Here is a 15,884-nt window from a genome sequence, read left to right on the forward strand (position 1 = left end):
TATACGTTCACAGCCCTCCACCGATCACAGTTGTCTCTCAGCGCCTTGTGCAACGCACGTGCAAGATGATCTTGAATGGGTGACGGTACGTCAAAGAAGTCTGAGTGCCCATCAGCCTTCACGGGGGTTGTCGCCGAAGTGGCCTCGCGACGTCCGATATCGGTCGTGTCACGCCGACCGCACCGACGGACGTGTCCTGCTGCTCGTCGCCGCTCTCTCCGACCGGTGGGAATGCTTCCCCCACCCACTGCGTCGAACCGGACCTGGACGAACCGTGGCACCGGGCACCGCGACATGTACCTGGAGACCACCGGGCAGCACCTCTCCGTCCGCCGGCCCGCCCTGGTCCACAAGCACACCCGCGAGGGCTTCCTGCCGCAGGGCGCTCCCACCAGTGGGTATCTGTCGAACATCGTCATGCGCGACGTCGACGAGGTCGTCTCGCACCGGGCGGAGTCCTTGAGGTTGCGCTACACCCGCTACAGCGACGACATGTACTTCTCCAGCCGTGGTCCCGTGCCCCACGACCGCGTGGACCGTCTCGTCGCCGAGGTGAAGAGGGCCATGGAACCGCTGGACATGAGACTCAACGCGAAGAAGACCTATGTGGCTCGCCCCGGTGCTCGCCGGAGCGTACTGGGCATCGTCGTCGACGGCCCCACTCCTCGCCTGACGCGCGCGTACAAGCGCCGCATCACCATGCATGTGCGAGGAGCCGCGTCGTTCGGTGTCGTGCAGCATTGCCATCATCAGAAGTTCGGAGATCTGGCCGAGCTGGACGCTCATGTCACCGGGCTGCTGTCCTTCGCGCACATGGTCGAACCCGGCTGGGCCGGAGAACAGCTCGCGACCTGGAAGCGGCTCCGTGAAATTCCGCTGGAGCACGAAGAACCGGTGATCGCGCAGTACGGGCTGGATCTTCCTTGGCACGAGGAGGTCGAAGTCTCTCAGGCGGACCTGGCCAAGGCGTCGATCGACGTCGATCGACGATCTCGTCCGAGGCGCCCAGCGCTATCGCTCGTCCGCCGACTACGTGCAGATACTCGAGTTCGTAGGACGCTTCAAACGGTACGCCCCGTTCAATGCGATGGTGGTCCACATCCAGAGGCCGGGCGCGCGTTACGTCCTGTCCTCCTCGGAGTGGGAATCGAAGTACCGGCGGGTACTCAGACCCGGCGCCCAACCGCTGTTGATCTTCCAGCCCCGGGGGCCCTACATGCTCGTGTACGACGTCGGGGACACAGAAGCCCTGCCGGGAGCCCGGGCCCTGCCCAAGGAGGTCACCTCCCGTGTGTCGGTGTCATCGCGGGCCGGTGAGAAGGAAGTCGCTGAGCTCTGGCACCACACGGAGTCGAACCTGGCGCCCCTGGGAATCCGGCTGACCTTGGTCGACCACGCGGCCTCCTCCTGCGGGCGCACGTACCCGAGCAGGTCCGGCGGTTTCGTCGGGCGTTCTGGCAGCAGGCCCGGGGATCGGCCGGAGACGTACCCGACGCTGTTCGAGATCGAGGTCAACCGGAATCTGCCCCTGCTGGACCGGTACGCCACGCTGGCCCACGAGCTCGGGCACCTGTTCTGCGCACACCTCGGCGCAGGTCCTGGGGAGACCTGGCCCGACCGTCGGTTGCGGCCCTGCTCGGACGAGGAACGCGCCATTGCCCATGCCCGCGACGAGGTCGAGGCCGAGTCCATCGCCTACATGGTCCTCAGGCGGCTGGGCCCGGATGTCCAGATGGGCGACTACATCACCGGACACCTCGGCCCCGACCAGCAGGTCCCCGACAGCGTCGCCCTCAACCTCACGTTCAAGGCCGCCGGCCAGATCATCGAGATGGGGAGGAAACGCGTCCCTGCCACCAGGCTCCAGAAATCGAAGAAGTGATCAGGTTGCCCACCCTGGATGCGTCGAACCTCTGCGAGTTCGGTCTCGGACGTCGGACCAACCGTCCACTCGCCGCCGGTAGCCCCGGATCTGCCGCGGCAGCAGAGCCTCCATTCCCGGTGGGACTCAAGCTCCGCATCAGGAACGGTCTCGCTGCCGGGCCCCTGACGGACCATGAGAGCGACAGAACCTCCTGCCTGCTGTGCCCTCAGACACGCATCCCCAGCTTCAGGGCAGCTTCGCGGGTCCTCTCGTCGGCCATGGCGATGAGTCGCTTCCGGCCGCCGTGGGTCTGGAAGTCCGCCTCCGACTTGGCCAGGAGGCTTTCCGCTCGCTCCGTCAGTTTGTGCGCTGCTTTCAGTGTCTTGATGCGGTCCTTGGTATACCGGTTGGACGGCAGCGCGTGAACCACACCCGTCTGCGCACGGACGCCAGTGATCAGGCGGCGCACGGTCTGGCGCTGGGCCTCCAGCTCAGCGGCGCGCTGGATCGCGCGCGAGTTCGGGGACTGCCCGCGCCCGGAGTCCACGTGACTCCAGCTGGGCGTCGTCCGGCTCCATCCGGCGGTCCGGTCCTGGCGAGCAGACAGCCGAGACGCTGCCGGGTTGACTGGAGTGATGTGGCCGAGCTCCAGGATGGAGAACAGCGCGACCCCCCTCTCGTGCGCAAACTCCAGGGCACTGGCCGTATAGCCGCCGGACGCGTAGAACAGCAGGTGGTGGTGCGCCTCCGCCACCCCCCGCAGTTCTCGGATGGGACCGACACCGATCGGCTGGGCATAGTGCTTCACCTGCGCGATGGCATCGTGGGCGATCACGTCGATACCCCCGTCCGCGCCGGAACCTGTCACCTGCGCCTCGGCGAAGCCGATACTGCGCATGTGGTCGACGGCGGCGAGCTCGGCGTCCTGCCACGTGCGGATGGCTCTCGCGCGGAACACCCTCTCCTGTGAGCCGGTGCATTCCTTCGCTTGCGGAGGTGTGGATGCCCGGCCGGGATTCCCCGGGTGTGCTCGGGGGATCCCGGAGGCGTCGCTGTCGCCCTGCGCGAGGTACGGAGGAGTGCCCGGGCCGTCGTCATCACCAGGCCGACCGGCGTCGATCAAAGCACGGGCCGGCACCGGCGAAAGGGGCTTGAGCTCCATCACCCCCTCTGGGCCGTCGAGCACGACCGCCTCGCCGAACCGCGACTGACTCCCACTCCCCAGGACGGTGAGGGGACGGCGCAGTTCCATGTGTTCCACCTTGAAGGTGCCCCGCCACAGGAGGAGACGATGACCGGTCAGCGCGCCGTGGAACCGGAGAGTGGTGAAGAGCGACTCGACCCGCTCACCGGGCGCCAGATGCGTCAGCAACTGCTCGGCCTGTGGTGAGTTGGCTACCCAGCCGCTGCCGCGGACAGCAGCGGAGGTACGAGGGTCGCTGCGGAGATTTGACACCAGGCCATCTTGCATCAACTCAGGCGTGAAAGCCGAGGGTTCCGGGGCGAAAGCTTGCTCCCGGTGCGGAGTGCACCATGAATGCGTCGAATGCTCAGGCCAGCTCTCGACCCCAACCCGATCGACACCGGGTATGTCGGCCTCTGGCTGCTTCTCCTGAAGTCCCAGGGAGGTCCTGGCCCGCCTGCCCTGGGCGACCACCATCCTGCGCGTGTGGGATCGAGGCAGCCTTCGACCACGACAGCGCCTTCAACACTCTGCGCGCCACCCACCACGGTCCCGGTCCGGCTGCCCGCCGCTGCTGATCGGCGTCTTGGGACGGGTGCGCCCTGTGCGCGATGCCGAACACACCGATACGTCTACGCCGGCAATGCGGGGAACACGACCACCGAGCCGTCCTTGTCGCGAGCAATCTCAATCGCCACGTCTGTCGGCCGGCTGTTGACGGTGACGCCACGGCCCAGCTGGTGAATCCGGTGCGTCGCGCTCATGAGGCGATCCACTTCACCGGTCGTGAAGACGGGCGCCCGCAAGCCGCTCGGGCGGGCCAGCTCAAGTGCCGACAGGCGCACCAGGACACCGGCGATGCTCGACTCCATTTCATCGAGGCGCTGCTGATCGCGCCTGAGTTCGCGGGTGAAGTTCTCGAACGGATTGCCGTCGTTGCTCTGCGCGTGCTCGACGGCCTGGAGGACAACCACCCGCCGCTTCAGCGCGATTGCCAGGGAGGCCAGTTCGAGGTGGGCGACGTCTGGCGGTCACGGCGGTGCGGGTGCGGGTGTCCGCCACCCCTCGGGTCACTCCCCCAGGAACACCACCCTGCGCGACGGCACATTCCCGGAAGGGGACGTCGTGGCCGGCTGGCGGCCGGCCGGGACCGCGCGTTCGCGGCCCCAGGCTCTGATGTCCTCGACCTGTTCCGGGTTGGTACGGCTGAGGGGGGTCGTGTTGGCGAAGGTCTGGAGGACGAACGACGGGTGGAGAGCCTCGGCTCCGCCGTTCAGCAGTACCTCGGCGCCCACGTCGTGCAGGGCTGATTCGATGTCGGCCCCCGCGAAGCCCTCGGAGATGTCCACCAGCCGTGCCACCTGGTCCGCGTCCGGTTCGGCCTTCACGTAGCGGCGGTAGTAGAGCTCGATGATCTCCTTGCGGTCCTTCTCGTCCGGCAGATCCACGAAGAACAGCTCGTCGAACCGGCCCTTGCGCAGCAGTTCCGGTGGCAGGCTCCGGACATCGTTGGCCGTGGCGACGACGAAGGCCCTGGATTCCGATTCCTGGAGCCAGAAGAGGAACTGGCCGAGCACGCGCTGAGGTACGCCGGTCTGGTCGTTGCCGCCGGCCAGACCCTTCTCGATCTCGTCGATCCACAGGATGCAGGGCGCCACCCGGTCCGCCGTGGCGAGCGCCTCTCGCATCCGGCTCTCCGACTCACCCAGGTACTTGCCGTGGATGCTGGCCATGTCGAGCCGGTAGAGAGGGAGTTGCCACTGCTGGGAGACGGCCTTGGCCGACAGGGACTTGCCGCAGCCGGGGACGCCCACCAGCAGCACGCCGCGGGGTGGACGAAGGCCGGTGCCGCGCAGGTCCGCATGCATCAGGCGGTGCTTGCGTGTCAGCCAGGTGCGCAGGCTGGAGAGGCCGCCGACGGAGTAGTCCGACGCCTTGAGGCTGAGCCGCTCCAGACCGGCGAGGTCGCTGAAGATCCGGTCCTTCGAACGGGCCAGGACCATGACGTCGTCCGGTTCGACGGACCCCTTGGCGACGACCGTCGCCATCAGGTTGACCGCCTCCCCCTCGGTCACTCCCTGGAGGAACTCCGAGGCTCGCCGGGCGTCGTCCGCCGTCCACGCGATTGGGACGACACCGCGGTGATCGGTCAGGAAGTCGCTGATGATCGCGTACATTTCGGCCGGATCGGGAAGATCGAGCTGGAGGCTCATGCCGAGCCGCTGGAGTCCGCTCCAGATCGGGTTGTCGGTGATGAGCACGATGCTGCCCGCGTTGGAGTCGGCGAGGCGCGCCAGTTCGGCCACATGGCGTGTGAAGGGGGTGTCGGACTCCAGGCCGTCAGGGTCGACCAGAACCACGGTGGCCAGCTGCCGGGCGCCGAACTGCGCCGCCATGAAGTCCATCGCGCCCGTCAGCGAACGGTCGTCGAGGACCGTGCTGTTGGTCCGCAGATCACGCAGGCCCGTCGCCCGTGTGTAGATCCAGAAGGGCTGGGCAGTGCGCTTGGGATGCTCGGCGACTTCCTTCACCAGGCGGATGGCCCGCCGCTGTTCGATGGTGCGCACTCCGATGACCGGGACGCGTGCGGTGAGGTAGCTCTCCAGATCATGGCGGCTGTCGCCGTAGTTCGCCATGGGTGCCTTCGCTCTCGGGGGTCGTCGTTCGGAGTCCGGTGGCTCGGCGGCGCCGTCAGTCCAGGATGACGCGGCGCCGGGTGGTTGCCGGGTCGTAGGACCAGTCGGCCGCGGGGCGCTGCGCGACGGCGGCCGGGGCCTCGTCGAGCACACGGGTCAGGCGGTTGTCGCGCACGGTGCGGCGCCGGGCCTCGGCCCACGAGGGGGCCGAGGAGCCGGGCGCCGCGGCATCCGTCTGCGCGTCGATCTCGCCCTGGAGCCGACGGATCTGTGCGTCCACCGACGCCAGCAGCTTCTCCCGCACCTCCTCCGGCAGTCCCGGGTGCGACACCGTCGCGCGGATCTCTCGCAGTCCTTCGCGCGCCTGAGCCAGGGCGCGCCCGGCGGAGAACTCGTCGGGAGCTGCGGCGAGTGCCGTGACCAGCCCGTCGGCCCAACTCTGGAACCGCCTGCTGACAGCGTCGCCGATCCGGACGTACAGCCGCTGCCAGGCGTCGGCGGGCAGCCGCTCCACGGGAAGGTCGGGGAGGGCGGACGCGGAGCCGGCGGTCGTGGTGGTGCCGGCGGCCCAGGTCTCCAGGTGGTCCACCCACGCCTGGTAGCTCCCGCCCCCGGCCCAGAGCCCGCTCACGTGCCCGTCCCGGGGCGCCGTACGGTCATCTCGCCCGGCGGCAGCGGCTCCCAGGCGGGAAGGTCCTGGGCGATGCGCCGCATTCTGTCCGTGGCGGGCTTGCTTCCGGCTCCGGCACCGGACGCCCAGGGAGCGGCTGGGAGCAGGGGCTGCGGCCGGGCGGGGAGCACCCCTGCCATCGGCGTGCCGACCGGCATGGCCGGGACGGCCGTGGCCGTGAAACCCTCCGCGGGGGCCGGCGTCCTCGCCCAGGGCCGCGGCGGCTCTCCGGGGACCGGCGGCAGGTCAGGTCGCTCGGAGCTCATGCTGTCCGTCCTTCGGTGTCGGTCACGACGCGCCCCTCGAAGGGCGCGTTCGCCGTCGCCCCGGTCGCCAGTGAGGCAATGAGGGTGCGGGCGGCGGGCTCCACGGCGTCGGCGTCCCGGTAGCGCTGCTGCCAGTCGGCCAGTTCGGCGGCGGACCCGTGCAGCTGGTCCAGCGCCTTCTGTTGGTGCGTCCACAGGACGGTGCGGGCGTCCTCCTGTGTGGAGGCTGCGGCGTCATGGCGCCGGAGGAGCAGGACGCCCCACGCTCCGCCGACGAGGAGGGCCAGGAGCACGGCGAAGCCGGTGCTGGCGCCCACCAGAAGCAGGAAGATCCCGAAGACCGTGCCGCCCAGCAGGAGCAACTGGTTCCTGAGCGGATAGGACAGGCTCTCCACGAACGGCTCGATCCGGCGCTCCCAGTGGCTGGTGAGGGACCGCTCCAGCGCGTCGACGTCCGTGGCGAAGGAGCCCTTCCACGCCGGCATCCAGAACTTCTTGCCCCCGAGGGCGATCCCGTCGGGAACACCGATGACGAGTTGCACCTCGGACGGGACCGCGGCCCGGTAGTCACGGCTGAATCCGGCGTGCGCTTCGGCGAGCCACGGGGCGCAGGCGGCCACGGAGAGCCGTTGGGTGGCTGCCGAGGCGCCGATGGACTCGGGGTTCAGAGCCGCCGTGGTCTGCACGGTCAGGTAGTCCGACCGCTCCTCGTACGACGGCGCGTCGGCGTCCGCGGCACGCTGGGCCGCCTCCCGGTCTCCACCCGCCGCGACCACTGCCCGGTGGAGCGCCAACTGCCGGTGATGAGGCAGCTCTTCGCTGTCGTATTCCTTGACCAGCTGGTCAAGGATGTCGTCGACGGTGTCCTCCAACCGGTCGGATATGCGCGCCTCCGGCTCCGTAGTCGCCGCGTAGGCGTCCAGCAGTTCCTGGTGGGCGCCTGCGGCGCGGAGTGCCGCGTCGAGCGCCGGCCACTGGGGGGAGCACTCGGCCAGCCGGGGGAACTCCTGGGAGGCCGGACCCCGCAGTCCGTCGATCTCCGCCCGCCAGCGGCGTACCTGCGCGTGCTGGGCCTCGTCGTCGGTCATCAGCGTCTCGCGCCAGGTGGCGAGCGTCGCCTTCATCACCTCGCGTGCGGCCGGGCCGAAGGCTCCCTGGGAGATGCATTCGAGGATCACCGCGAACTCCCGCCCCAGGGAGTTCGGGTCCTGTGCGCGCAGATAGTGGTGCAGCCAGCGGACCGCGGCGTCGGTACGGCCCTGACGGCGCAGGATCAGCGCGAACAGCAGGGACGTACGGGCCGGTGAGCGCCTGAACGCCTCCTCGACGGCCTTCTCGCAGAGGGCACGATCGTCGCGGGGCCAAGCGGCCAGGGCCACGAGGGCGGGTGCGAGCCAGTAGCGGGGGCTCTCGATCATCAGCTCTTCGCTGATCTGCTGGACGGTCTCCTGCGAGGCGAGGCCCACGTCGAAAGCCTGGAGGATGCCGACAGCGGTCCGCCGTACCCGCTTGAGGTGGCCGTACTCCCGCTCCAGCCGCTCCTCGACCGAGAGGATCTGGGTCTCGGCGCTCTGCACGTTGGCGGTCAGTTCCGCAACGCGGACGAAGGTCCGGAACTCCGCGACGAGCTCCGCCAGGCTGTCCTGCGTCTGCTTCTGGGCGGTGTCGACGGCGGATACCTGGTCGGACACCGCGATCAGGTTCTCCGTGAGCCTGAGCACATGACTGCTGACTTGTTCCACTTTGTGGTGCAGTTGGCGGTCGATCTCCGTCATCCCTGCCTCCTCTTCGGTCTCGCAGCTCGTCTGGGTGGTGCGGTGGGGGGAGGGGCGATTCAGGGACGTACGACGCCGCCGTCGGCGAGGACCGGCAGGATCAGCCCGCCCTCGTACACCTCGATGAAGGCGTAGGCGCCGGAGCGGGCCAGCATCCGGGCCGCCGAGAAGGGGTCCGGCATCGGGTCGGCGGGCGCGTAGTGCTCCAGGATGCGGCCGTCGGTGCCGAGCAGATGGTCCACGTACGGGGGGCCCAGGAAGCACTGGGCGACATAGCCGACCGGTGCCGTGCCGTACGAGGCGGTGTACTGCTCACGCAGCCACGCGGCCGTGTCGCGGAGCTCTTCGTCGGCGAGCCGGGCGTCCATGCGGCGCAGGGCTTCCAGAAGGAACGGGGGCCTCGCACCCAGGAGTCCGGCGGTCGGACCCGGCCGTGCGGATGCCCGCCCGGCGCCGACGGCGGGCCGTACGGCACCGGTGGCCGTGGCGGGCCGCACCAGACGGCGTGGCCGCTCGATGTCTCCCATGGATCCCCCGCACGCATGAGCACGACATGCTGTGGTGCATGTCACAGGAAGAGTGAGCGTAGTGATGAAGTGTCAATCATGGGATGGGAATTGCGGATTGATGGGCTAACTTCTTCAGATGCCCGGTTCTCCACCGGAACTGGCCCTGTAATACACCGGAGTTGCCCCATCCGGCACCTGGTCCCGCTGCCAGAATCCGGGCATGGAAGACGACGAGCCGAACCCGAGGAGAGCGCGGGCCCCCAGGACGGGGACCGTCCACGCACTCCTCGTGGGGATCAACGAATACTGCCCGAGCGTCGCTTCGCATCCGCTGCGCGGCTGCCTGAACGACATCGCCGCAGCCCGCGCCTGGCTGGAGAGCCGCGTCGACGGACCGCTCTCCCTGCGTGTGCTCCGCGACCGGGAGGCCACCGCCGCGGCGGTCGGGGAGGGCATCACCGAGCACCTCGGCCGGGCGGTCGCCGGGGACAGCGCACTGTTCTGGTTCTCCGGTCACGGCACGCGGTTCGCCGCCCGCAGCGCCGAGGAGCTGATGAAGGAGGGCACCGGCGACTGCCAGGCCATCGTCTGTGCGGACGGCCCGCTGGCCGATGTCGAACTGGGTCCGCTGCTGGAGTCCGTCGCCGCGCGCGGCGCGCACACCACCGCCGTCATGGACTGCTGCTTCTCGGGCGGGACGACCCGCGACGACGAGGATGGACCCACCGCCCGCTATCTGCCACCGGACCCCGGCTGGCGGCTGCCCGACCCGTCCGCCAGGGCGCTCGCGTCGGCCGCCGGCTCCCTTCCGTACGGCAGCGGGCATGTGACGCTGGCCGCCGGCACCGTCGAACAGCTCGTGTACGAGCACGACCTCGGCGGCCGCCGGCACGGCATGTTCAGTTACGCGCTGCTCGAAGCGCTCACGGCGGCCGGGCCCACCGCCACCTCGCGGGAGATCCTCTCGGCCGCGCACTGCGGCGTACAGATCCTGCGGCACGGCCAGGACCCCGTACTGATCCCGCACGAGTCGGGCGGTCTCGCCGACCGGCCGTTCCTCGGCGGCGCCGCCCGCGCGCCCAGCCCGCAGCTCCTGCGCCACGGCAGGGACGGCTGGGAGGTCGACCACGGAAGCCTGCACGGGCTGAGCTCCCGGGCGGACGGCCGCCCGACGGGCGAGGACACGGCCTCCTTCGTGGTGACCTCCGGCGGGACGGCCGTCGAGGGGCCGGAATCCGGCACCCGGTTGGTGCGGGTACGGGAGGTGCGGCCGGACCGGACGCTCGTCACACCGGCCGACTGGGCGCCGGACCCGACCCGCGTCTATCCCGTCGCCCTGGCCACCCTCGCGCTGCCGCCCGCCCGGCTCCTGGTCGACGCGACGCACGACCCGCGAGCGGAGGCGTGGCTGCTCTCGGCGCTCGCCACCGCCGGTCCCGGGGGCGGCCCCACACCGCTGCTCCACGCCGGCCCCGGGCCGGGCCGACGGCACCCCGAGCCGCTGATCCGCTTCCGCGTGGTGGTCCGGGACGGCCGCGCCCAGGTGACCCGCCGGGACGGCGGCGTCGTGGTCTCCGGCCTCCCGCTGGCGGACCGGGCCGACGCGTACGCCGTCGTCGACTCCCTGATCCATCTGACCCGCTGGTACCAGCTGCACGGCCTGCGCAACCCACGCTCCCCCCTGGAGGGCCGGGTACACGTCGAGGTCTGCGGCCTCGACGGCACACCCGTCGAGGCAGGCACGGCGCCGTACGGGACCGCCGAACAGGTCTTCCGGTACGGAGGAGGGCCCGGGGACTGGCACGAACCCCTCGTCCAGATCCGCATCCACAACCGCTCGCGTCTACCGCTGTGGTGCGTGCTGCTCGATCTCACCGACAGCCACGGAGCGGGCCTCGGGCTCTACGAACCGGACTTCATCGGCGCCGGCCGCACCGGCTACGCGCTGAGAGGGAGTCCGGTACGGCTCAGCCTGCCTCCGGGGCGGCCCGTACGGCCGGGAGCCTACGTACGCGACTGGCTCAAACTGATCGTCGCGGAGAACGAGTTCAACACCGTGCCGTTCCAGTTGGAGCCGCTGGTTCCGGGGGCCACGCGCAACCGCCTCGACCCGGCCGCGGCCGACGGCGTACTGCGGCTGGCCGCTCCCGCGCGGACACATCGCGACGCCGGGCCGGCCCACCGGCCATGGGCCGGTGACTGGTCCACCCGCACCTTGGCCCTGCGTACGGTCGTGCCCACGGCGTCCGGACGCTGAGCCGAGGCACGGGGGCGCGGACACAGGGGTGAGGACACGGGGGCGCGGACACGGGGGCGCGGACACGGGGGTGCCGCGCCCCCGTCACCGTCCCAGGTGAGTGAAACCGGCCCACCCCGACAGGTCGTCGGGGTCCATGGCCGCGGACCAGCGCCGCAGCGCCCTCGGCATCCCCTCCGGCACCACCCGCGCGGGGTCCAGCATCCACAACTGGGCCCGGCGCAGCGCGCGCCCCGGTGACCGGCCGGTCCGCCGCAGAAAGTGGTGCGTCATGAACATCAGCACCGACGTGGCGTCGTCCGGGACCGGCCAGAGCGAACCGACCACCGAGTTGGCCCCCGCCACCAGGAAGGCGGTGGACAGGCTGTACGCCTCATCGGGGCCGCGCCCGGACACCTGGCTGCGGCACGCGGCGAGGACCACGAGTTCCAGGAATCCGTCCCTCGCCCCGCGCGCTCCGGCCCCCGCCTCCGTCAGGCTCTCCGCGGCGAGCCGCCCGCCGGCGAGCGAGAGGAAGGCGCTGAGCCGGCGGTGCTCCGCCACCGAACCGTGGCAGGCCAGATGCAGGACCCCGCCGGCGCTCTCGGGACGTCGCAGCCAGTCGAGCACCGCCTCCGGTGTGGCGTCCTCGGAGCGGAACCGGCCCGCGGGGTAGAACGCCTCGTGCACCGCGCGCGCCTCGTCACCCGCAGCCCGCAGATCCCCGGTGGGGTTGCCGACCAAGAGCGCCGCGCCCGTGTGCGGCGCGGCCGGCCGGGAAGCCACGTCGCAGAGCATCCGGGCCGAGGCCGTGTACGAGAACGCCCCGGCCTCCACCGCGTACCGCCGGGTGCCCCCGATGCCCGGCTCCCACGCGGCGTGCCAGGGCACCACGCCGAGCGCGCCCAACGGGGCGAGGACGATCGTGGGCTCCCGGTCGGGGGCGCCCAGCGCCGCCAGCAGGGGTTCCGTCGCCGCGAACCAGGCCCAGGAACAGAGCCGGTCGAGCTGTTCGCGCAGCGGGACGGCCGAAGGGCGCGGGCCGCCGGGTACCGCGGGCCCCATGTCGCGGCCCCCGGCCCCGGGGCGGTAGTCCCGGATCGGGCCGGCCTCCTCTCGCAGCAGCGGCAGCGGCAGCACGTGGGTGCGCCCGTCGGCCGTGACGAGGAGGGCGCAGCCCCGGCGGTCTTCGCGGGCGGGCAGCAGATAGGCCAGGGCGTCCGATCCGGTCGCCCTGAGCGCGGCGGCGATCTCGGCGGGTTCCGGTGGGTCCAGAAGTCCGGGAGCGCCACTGTCGGAACGGCCGGTGGCGCCCGTGGCGGCGAGCACTTCCAGCACGCGGCGGCGCAGGTCGCTGGGGACGCCTCCGGGGCCGTCCGGCGCACCGGGCACCGAGGTCTCCTGCGTGCTCGCGGTCCGCCAGGGCCCGGCGAGGTCCGCGCGGCCCGCCGCCTCCAGCCGCTCCGGGACCGACCGGGAGGTGATCGACGCGTGGAGCAGCAGGGCGCGGCAGGAGTCGACAGCCCTGACCGCCTCGTGCGGCATGCCGTCCTCCAGGCACCAGTCGGCCACGTCCAGTGCCGCGTCGACCGCTTTGGACGCCGCCTCGGCCGCGTGGTCCGTACCGGACTGGAGGAGGGCCGCCCAGGTGTGGCCGCGCAACGCCTCCAGTCCCACCCGGCGCGCGGCCCGCCGGTCCTCGGCGGCGGCAGGGCCGCGCAGGGAGGCACGCTGCCGGTAGGCCGTGCCCAGGGACAGGCCCGTGGTGCCCCACAGGCGGTGCTCGGGTCCGGGCAGGTGGCGGCGGGCCCGCTCCATGACGGCGATGCCCCGGTCGAGCGGGGCGCGGCTCTGTTCCAACAGGGCGCGTACGCAGTCGGCCTGGGCGAGCGCGTGAGCGTACCGGAGCCAGGTGTCACCGCCCTCGTCGCTCAGCTCCATGGCCTCGACGAGCAGATCCGTGGCCTCCGTCAACGCCCGTGCATCTCGCGCCGCGGTGGCGTCCGCGCTCCGCACGATCCCGTTCTCCCCGAGAACATGAGCGCGGTGGCCGTGCGGCAGGCGCTCGGCGGCGATGCGCAGGGCGGGCGTGTCCGGCCGCCCCGCCACGGCACCCAGCGTGGGTGCTCCGACGCTCCCGGCGAGCATGTTCCGAAGCTGCCGCGCCTGCTCCAGCAGGGTCCACATCTCGATGCGGGAGATGTCCTCGTCCCGCATCCCGCGGTAGGCGCCGGCCATCGTGCCGATGCTCCGGTCGGCCTGGGCGAGGTCGCCGCGCGCCACCGCGCGCATCGCCTCGAACCCGCCGAACTGCCCGTCGAAGAGGAGGCGTTGGTACGGGGTGAACAGCCCGCCGTCCCGGATGCGCCGCCAGAGCGTCACCGTGGTCTCGACATCGTCCGCGCCGCCGACCAGTTGTCCTCGCAGCATCGCCGTGTAGGCGCGGACGAAGTCCGCCATGTCGCGTACGTCCTGGCTGTCGCCCGCGAGTTCGCCGGCCCGGGCGGCGTACTTCGCCGCCTCGTGCACACCGATACCCCCGGCCGCCGCGGCGCCGGTGCTCCGGATGAGGGAGACCATGCTGTGCATCGCCACCTGCCAGCCGGCGTCGGTCCTGGCGGTGACCGCCGAGCGGAAGAGACGGTCGACCTGCTCCTCGGTGACATGTCTCCCGTGCGGGTCCCACTTGGGGAAGTCGAGGAGGATCTGCCCGGCGACGAGTGCGGCCTGCCCGGCGTCCTCGAGTGCCAGCCAGTCGGCGTAGAGCCGGTCGAATGCCTGGTCGATGCGGTGGGAGCCGGTCACGTCCCGGACGGAGGCGCTCAGGGACGACTCGTCGAATCCCGGGAGCCGACCGTCGATGTAGGCGCCGGAGAGTTCGTGGGCGGCGCGGGCCGCGTCCGCCGCCGCCTCCGGATCAGGTGCGGCGAGGCCGAGCCGCGCCAGTTCGGAGCGGGCCGTGCCGAGTGCCACGCGGGCCTGGCGCAGCGCGTCCCCGTGCGTCGTCCCCCCGTCGATCAGCGTCTGCGCCCCCAGGACGACCCCGGGAAGCCGGTCCGGGTCCCCGTCGGTGACGTAGCGGGCGAACTGGAACATCGTCAGGGCCGCGGCGGCCGCCTCCACCTCACCGTCCTCCTCGGGCCGCCAGTCCTGGACGGCACGGTGCAGCAGGGCGATGGCCCGGTCGCGCGCGGGGTCGTCGTCCTGTTCGGCGGCCCGCTCGTGGAGGATGCGGCCGAAGGCGTCCAGATAGCTGGGCGCGATGGCGTCCAGTGCGCCCGGTGCCGCCAGCAGGGTGTTCAACTGCTCCTCGGCCAGAGCCGGTTGTGTCGCGTCCTGCCACCGGCCCCACAGCAGGCAGCGGCCGAAGGCCATCTCGACACCGGTCTCCCAGAGCTGCCGGTCGAGTTCCTCGTCACCGACCGCTCGGGCGGCGGCGACGGCACGTGCGAACTCCCTCAGCGACTCCTCCAGGGCCACCTGGTGGCCGGTGCCCCGGCCGAAGCGCAGCAGGGCGGCGGCTCGACGCTCCCGGAGGTGGGCGACGTCCGGGCTGCCGACCTCCTGGAGGGCCAGGGCGGACGCATAGTGCCGGGCGGCGACCTGGGCCGCGGGTGCTTCGGACCAGTCGTCCGGGATGTGGGACAGCCGCAGGTGGAGGCCGGCGAGCTGCACGTGTGCCAGCGCCTGTTCGCCGGGGGCCGCCCGGTCGGCGCCGGGCCCGTCGAGGCGGGACCGCAGGAGGGTGACGGCCTCGGCGAGCAGGTGCCGGTCCTCCGGAGCCGCATCACTGCGGAGCACGGCGGCATCGGCCCTCAGCTCCAGCGCCGCGTCGTACCTCTCGTCGCCGGGGCCGGGTCCCGGCACGGGCAGCGCGAAGGCGGTGTCCAGGGCGTCCACGGCGAGCCGCAGGTCCTCGGGGTCCTCGCGGCGGTCGTGGAGCAGGAAGCTCCACCAGCCCACGGTCACCCACGCGTCCCACAGCTCGTCGGGGTCGAGCTGGACGGTGAAGGCCGCCAGCTCGTCCCGCTCGGCTGCGAGTTCACCGTCGCTGAGCACGTCCGGGTCCAGCACCCCCTCGCCCTCCTGCCCGGACGGGGCCCCGGCCGGGGGCATCACGGCGCCACCCGCGCCAGATAGGGTTCCAGCAGGGTGTTGAGCCACTCCTCACCGTCGGGCGCCTCGAAGTCGACGGGCGGCACGCCGGCCTCCTCCAGTACGCCGGCGGGGCACCGGTCCTCGAACAGCACCGCCACGTGGTCGGCGGGTTCACGCTTCGACGGCCAGAGAAACCCCTGGGCCCAGGGTGCGGTGTTCTCCCGGATCCAGTGCCCCCAGTGCCGGGTGAAGGGGTAGTGGGCGGCTTCGGTCTGGGTGAGCCAGGTGTCCTGCGCGACGGCCGCCAGATCCCGTCCGGACAGCAAGGGTACGAGGGTGACGTCGACGGTCAGGCGCAGGAACGACAGGCGTCGTCCGCGCAGGGCGCTGCGCGGCAGCAGCCGAGGGGTGTCGGCACCGTCGAAAGGCACCGACCGCAGCAGGGACTCGCAGACCGCCGAGGCCGCGGTCAGCCCGGTGTACGCGTAGCCGTACGGGTCGTGGTCGGTCGCGTCGAAGCGCCCCCCGCCGTAGAAGGGGTGGGCCGGCACCGGGTTGAAGGAGCCGGCGGGCCGGTGCGCGGCGTGCAGCCGGTAGAGGCCGGTGCCTTCGGCCAGTGTCACTCTGCCGGGTGTGCCGGGAAGGGC

At 71.5% G+C, this 15,884-nt stretch carries 11 protein-coding genes and 1 pseudogene; 3 read left to right on the forward strand and 9 right to left on the reverse strand.

Annotated features, from left to right (window positions below; translation table 11 throughout):
- Positions 1-294: 294 nt before the first annotated feature.
- Both AB0F29_RS13950 and AB0F29_RS13955 read left to right on the forward strand, forming a co-directional pair.
- Entirely contained in the window at positions 295-1,317 is a 1,023-nt protein-coding gene (locus AB0F29_RS13950; RefSeq protein WP_361871284.1) for a reverse transcriptase domain-containing protein, read from the forward strand.
- Entirely contained in the window at positions 1,292-1,882 is a 591-nt protein-coding gene (locus tag AB0F29_RS13955) for a hypothetical protein (protein ID WP_361871287.1), read from the forward strand. The genes AB0F29_RS13950 and AB0F29_RS13955 overlap by 26 nt, the downstream gene beginning before the upstream one ends.
- Positions 1,883-2,090: 208 nt before the next feature.
- Here the strand turns inward: AB0F29_RS13955 and AB0F29_RS13960 are convergent, their stop codons facing one another.
- From AB0F29_RS13960 to AB0F29_RS13990, 7 genes and pseudogenes are all read right to left on the reverse strand, one after another.
- Positions 2,091-3,320, reverse strand: coding sequence for a restriction endonuclease (locus tag AB0F29_RS13960; protein WP_361871290.1), 1,230 nt, complete (start codon positions 3,318-3,320; stop codon positions 2,091-2,093).
- A 359-nt stretch (positions 3,321-3,679) separates the two neighbouring features.
- Positions 3,680-4,066, reverse strand: a pseudogene (locus AB0F29_RS13965) (hypothetical protein); the annotation flags it as partial.
- Positions 4,067-4,117: 51 nt separating this feature from the next.
- Positions 4,118-5,683 (reverse strand): AAA family ATPase, encoded by a 1,566-nt coding sequence (locus tag AB0F29_RS13970; protein WP_361871293.1) that lies wholly within the window; start codon positions 5,681-5,683, stop codon positions 4,118-4,120.
- Positions 5,684-5,738: 55 nt separating this feature from the next.
- Entirely contained in the window at positions 5,739-6,314 is a 576-nt protein-coding gene (locus tag AB0F29_RS13975) for a hypothetical protein (RefSeq protein ID WP_361871296.1), read from the reverse strand.
- Positions 6,311-6,619 (reverse strand): hypothetical protein, encoded by a 309-nt coding sequence (locus AB0F29_RS13980; RefSeq protein ID WP_361871299.1) that lies wholly within the window; start codon positions 6,617-6,619, stop codon positions 6,311-6,313. Before AB0F29_RS13980 ends, AB0F29_RS13975 begins: the two co-directional genes overlap by 4 nt.
- A complete protein-coding gene (locus AB0F29_RS13985; RefSeq protein ID WP_361871302.1) occupies positions 6,616-8,394 on the reverse strand; it encodes a hypothetical protein in 1,779 nt (592 codons plus the stop codon). The genes AB0F29_RS13980 and AB0F29_RS13985 overlap by 4 nt, the downstream gene beginning before the upstream one ends.
- Before the next feature lie 59 nt (positions 8,395-8,453).
- The gene (locus tag AB0F29_RS13990) at positions 8,454-8,921 is read right to left on the reverse strand and encodes a hypothetical protein (protein ID WP_361871305.1); all 468 of its coding nucleotides are present in this window, start codon (positions 8,919-8,921) and stop codon (positions 8,454-8,456) included.
- Positions 8,922-9,123: 202 nt separating this feature from the next.
- On the opposite strand from AB0F29_RS13990, the gene AB0F29_RS13995 reads away from it, so the two are divergent.
- Entirely contained in the window at positions 9,124-11,160 is a 2,037-nt protein-coding gene (locus AB0F29_RS13995; RefSeq protein ID WP_361871307.1) for a caspase family protein, read from the forward strand.
- A gap of 84 nt (positions 11,161-11,244) precedes the next feature.
- Here AB0F29_RS13995 and AB0F29_RS14000 read toward each other — a convergent pair whose 3' ends face one another.
- Together AB0F29_RS14000 and AB0F29_RS14005 are read right to left on the reverse strand one after the other, a co-directional pair.
- Complete coding sequence (locus AB0F29_RS14000) at positions 11,245-15,255, reverse strand: CHAT domain-containing protein (RefSeq protein WP_361871309.1); 4,011 nt, start codon at positions 15,253-15,255, stop codon at positions 11,245-11,247.
- Entirely contained in the window at positions 15,255-15,860 is a 606-nt protein-coding gene (locus AB0F29_RS14005) for an RES family NAD+ phosphorylase (RefSeq protein ID WP_361871312.1), read from the reverse strand. Before AB0F29_RS14005 ends, AB0F29_RS14000 begins: the two co-directional genes overlap by 1 nt.
- Between the last annotated feature and the right edge of the window lie 24 nt (positions 15,861-15,884).

Origin of the sequence: Streptomyces sp. NPDC026589 (assembly GCF_040638385.1) — a bacterium.
In the GTDB taxonomy this organism is placed as follows: Bacteria; Actinomycetota; Actinomycetes; order Streptomycetales; family Streptomycetaceae; genus Streptomyces.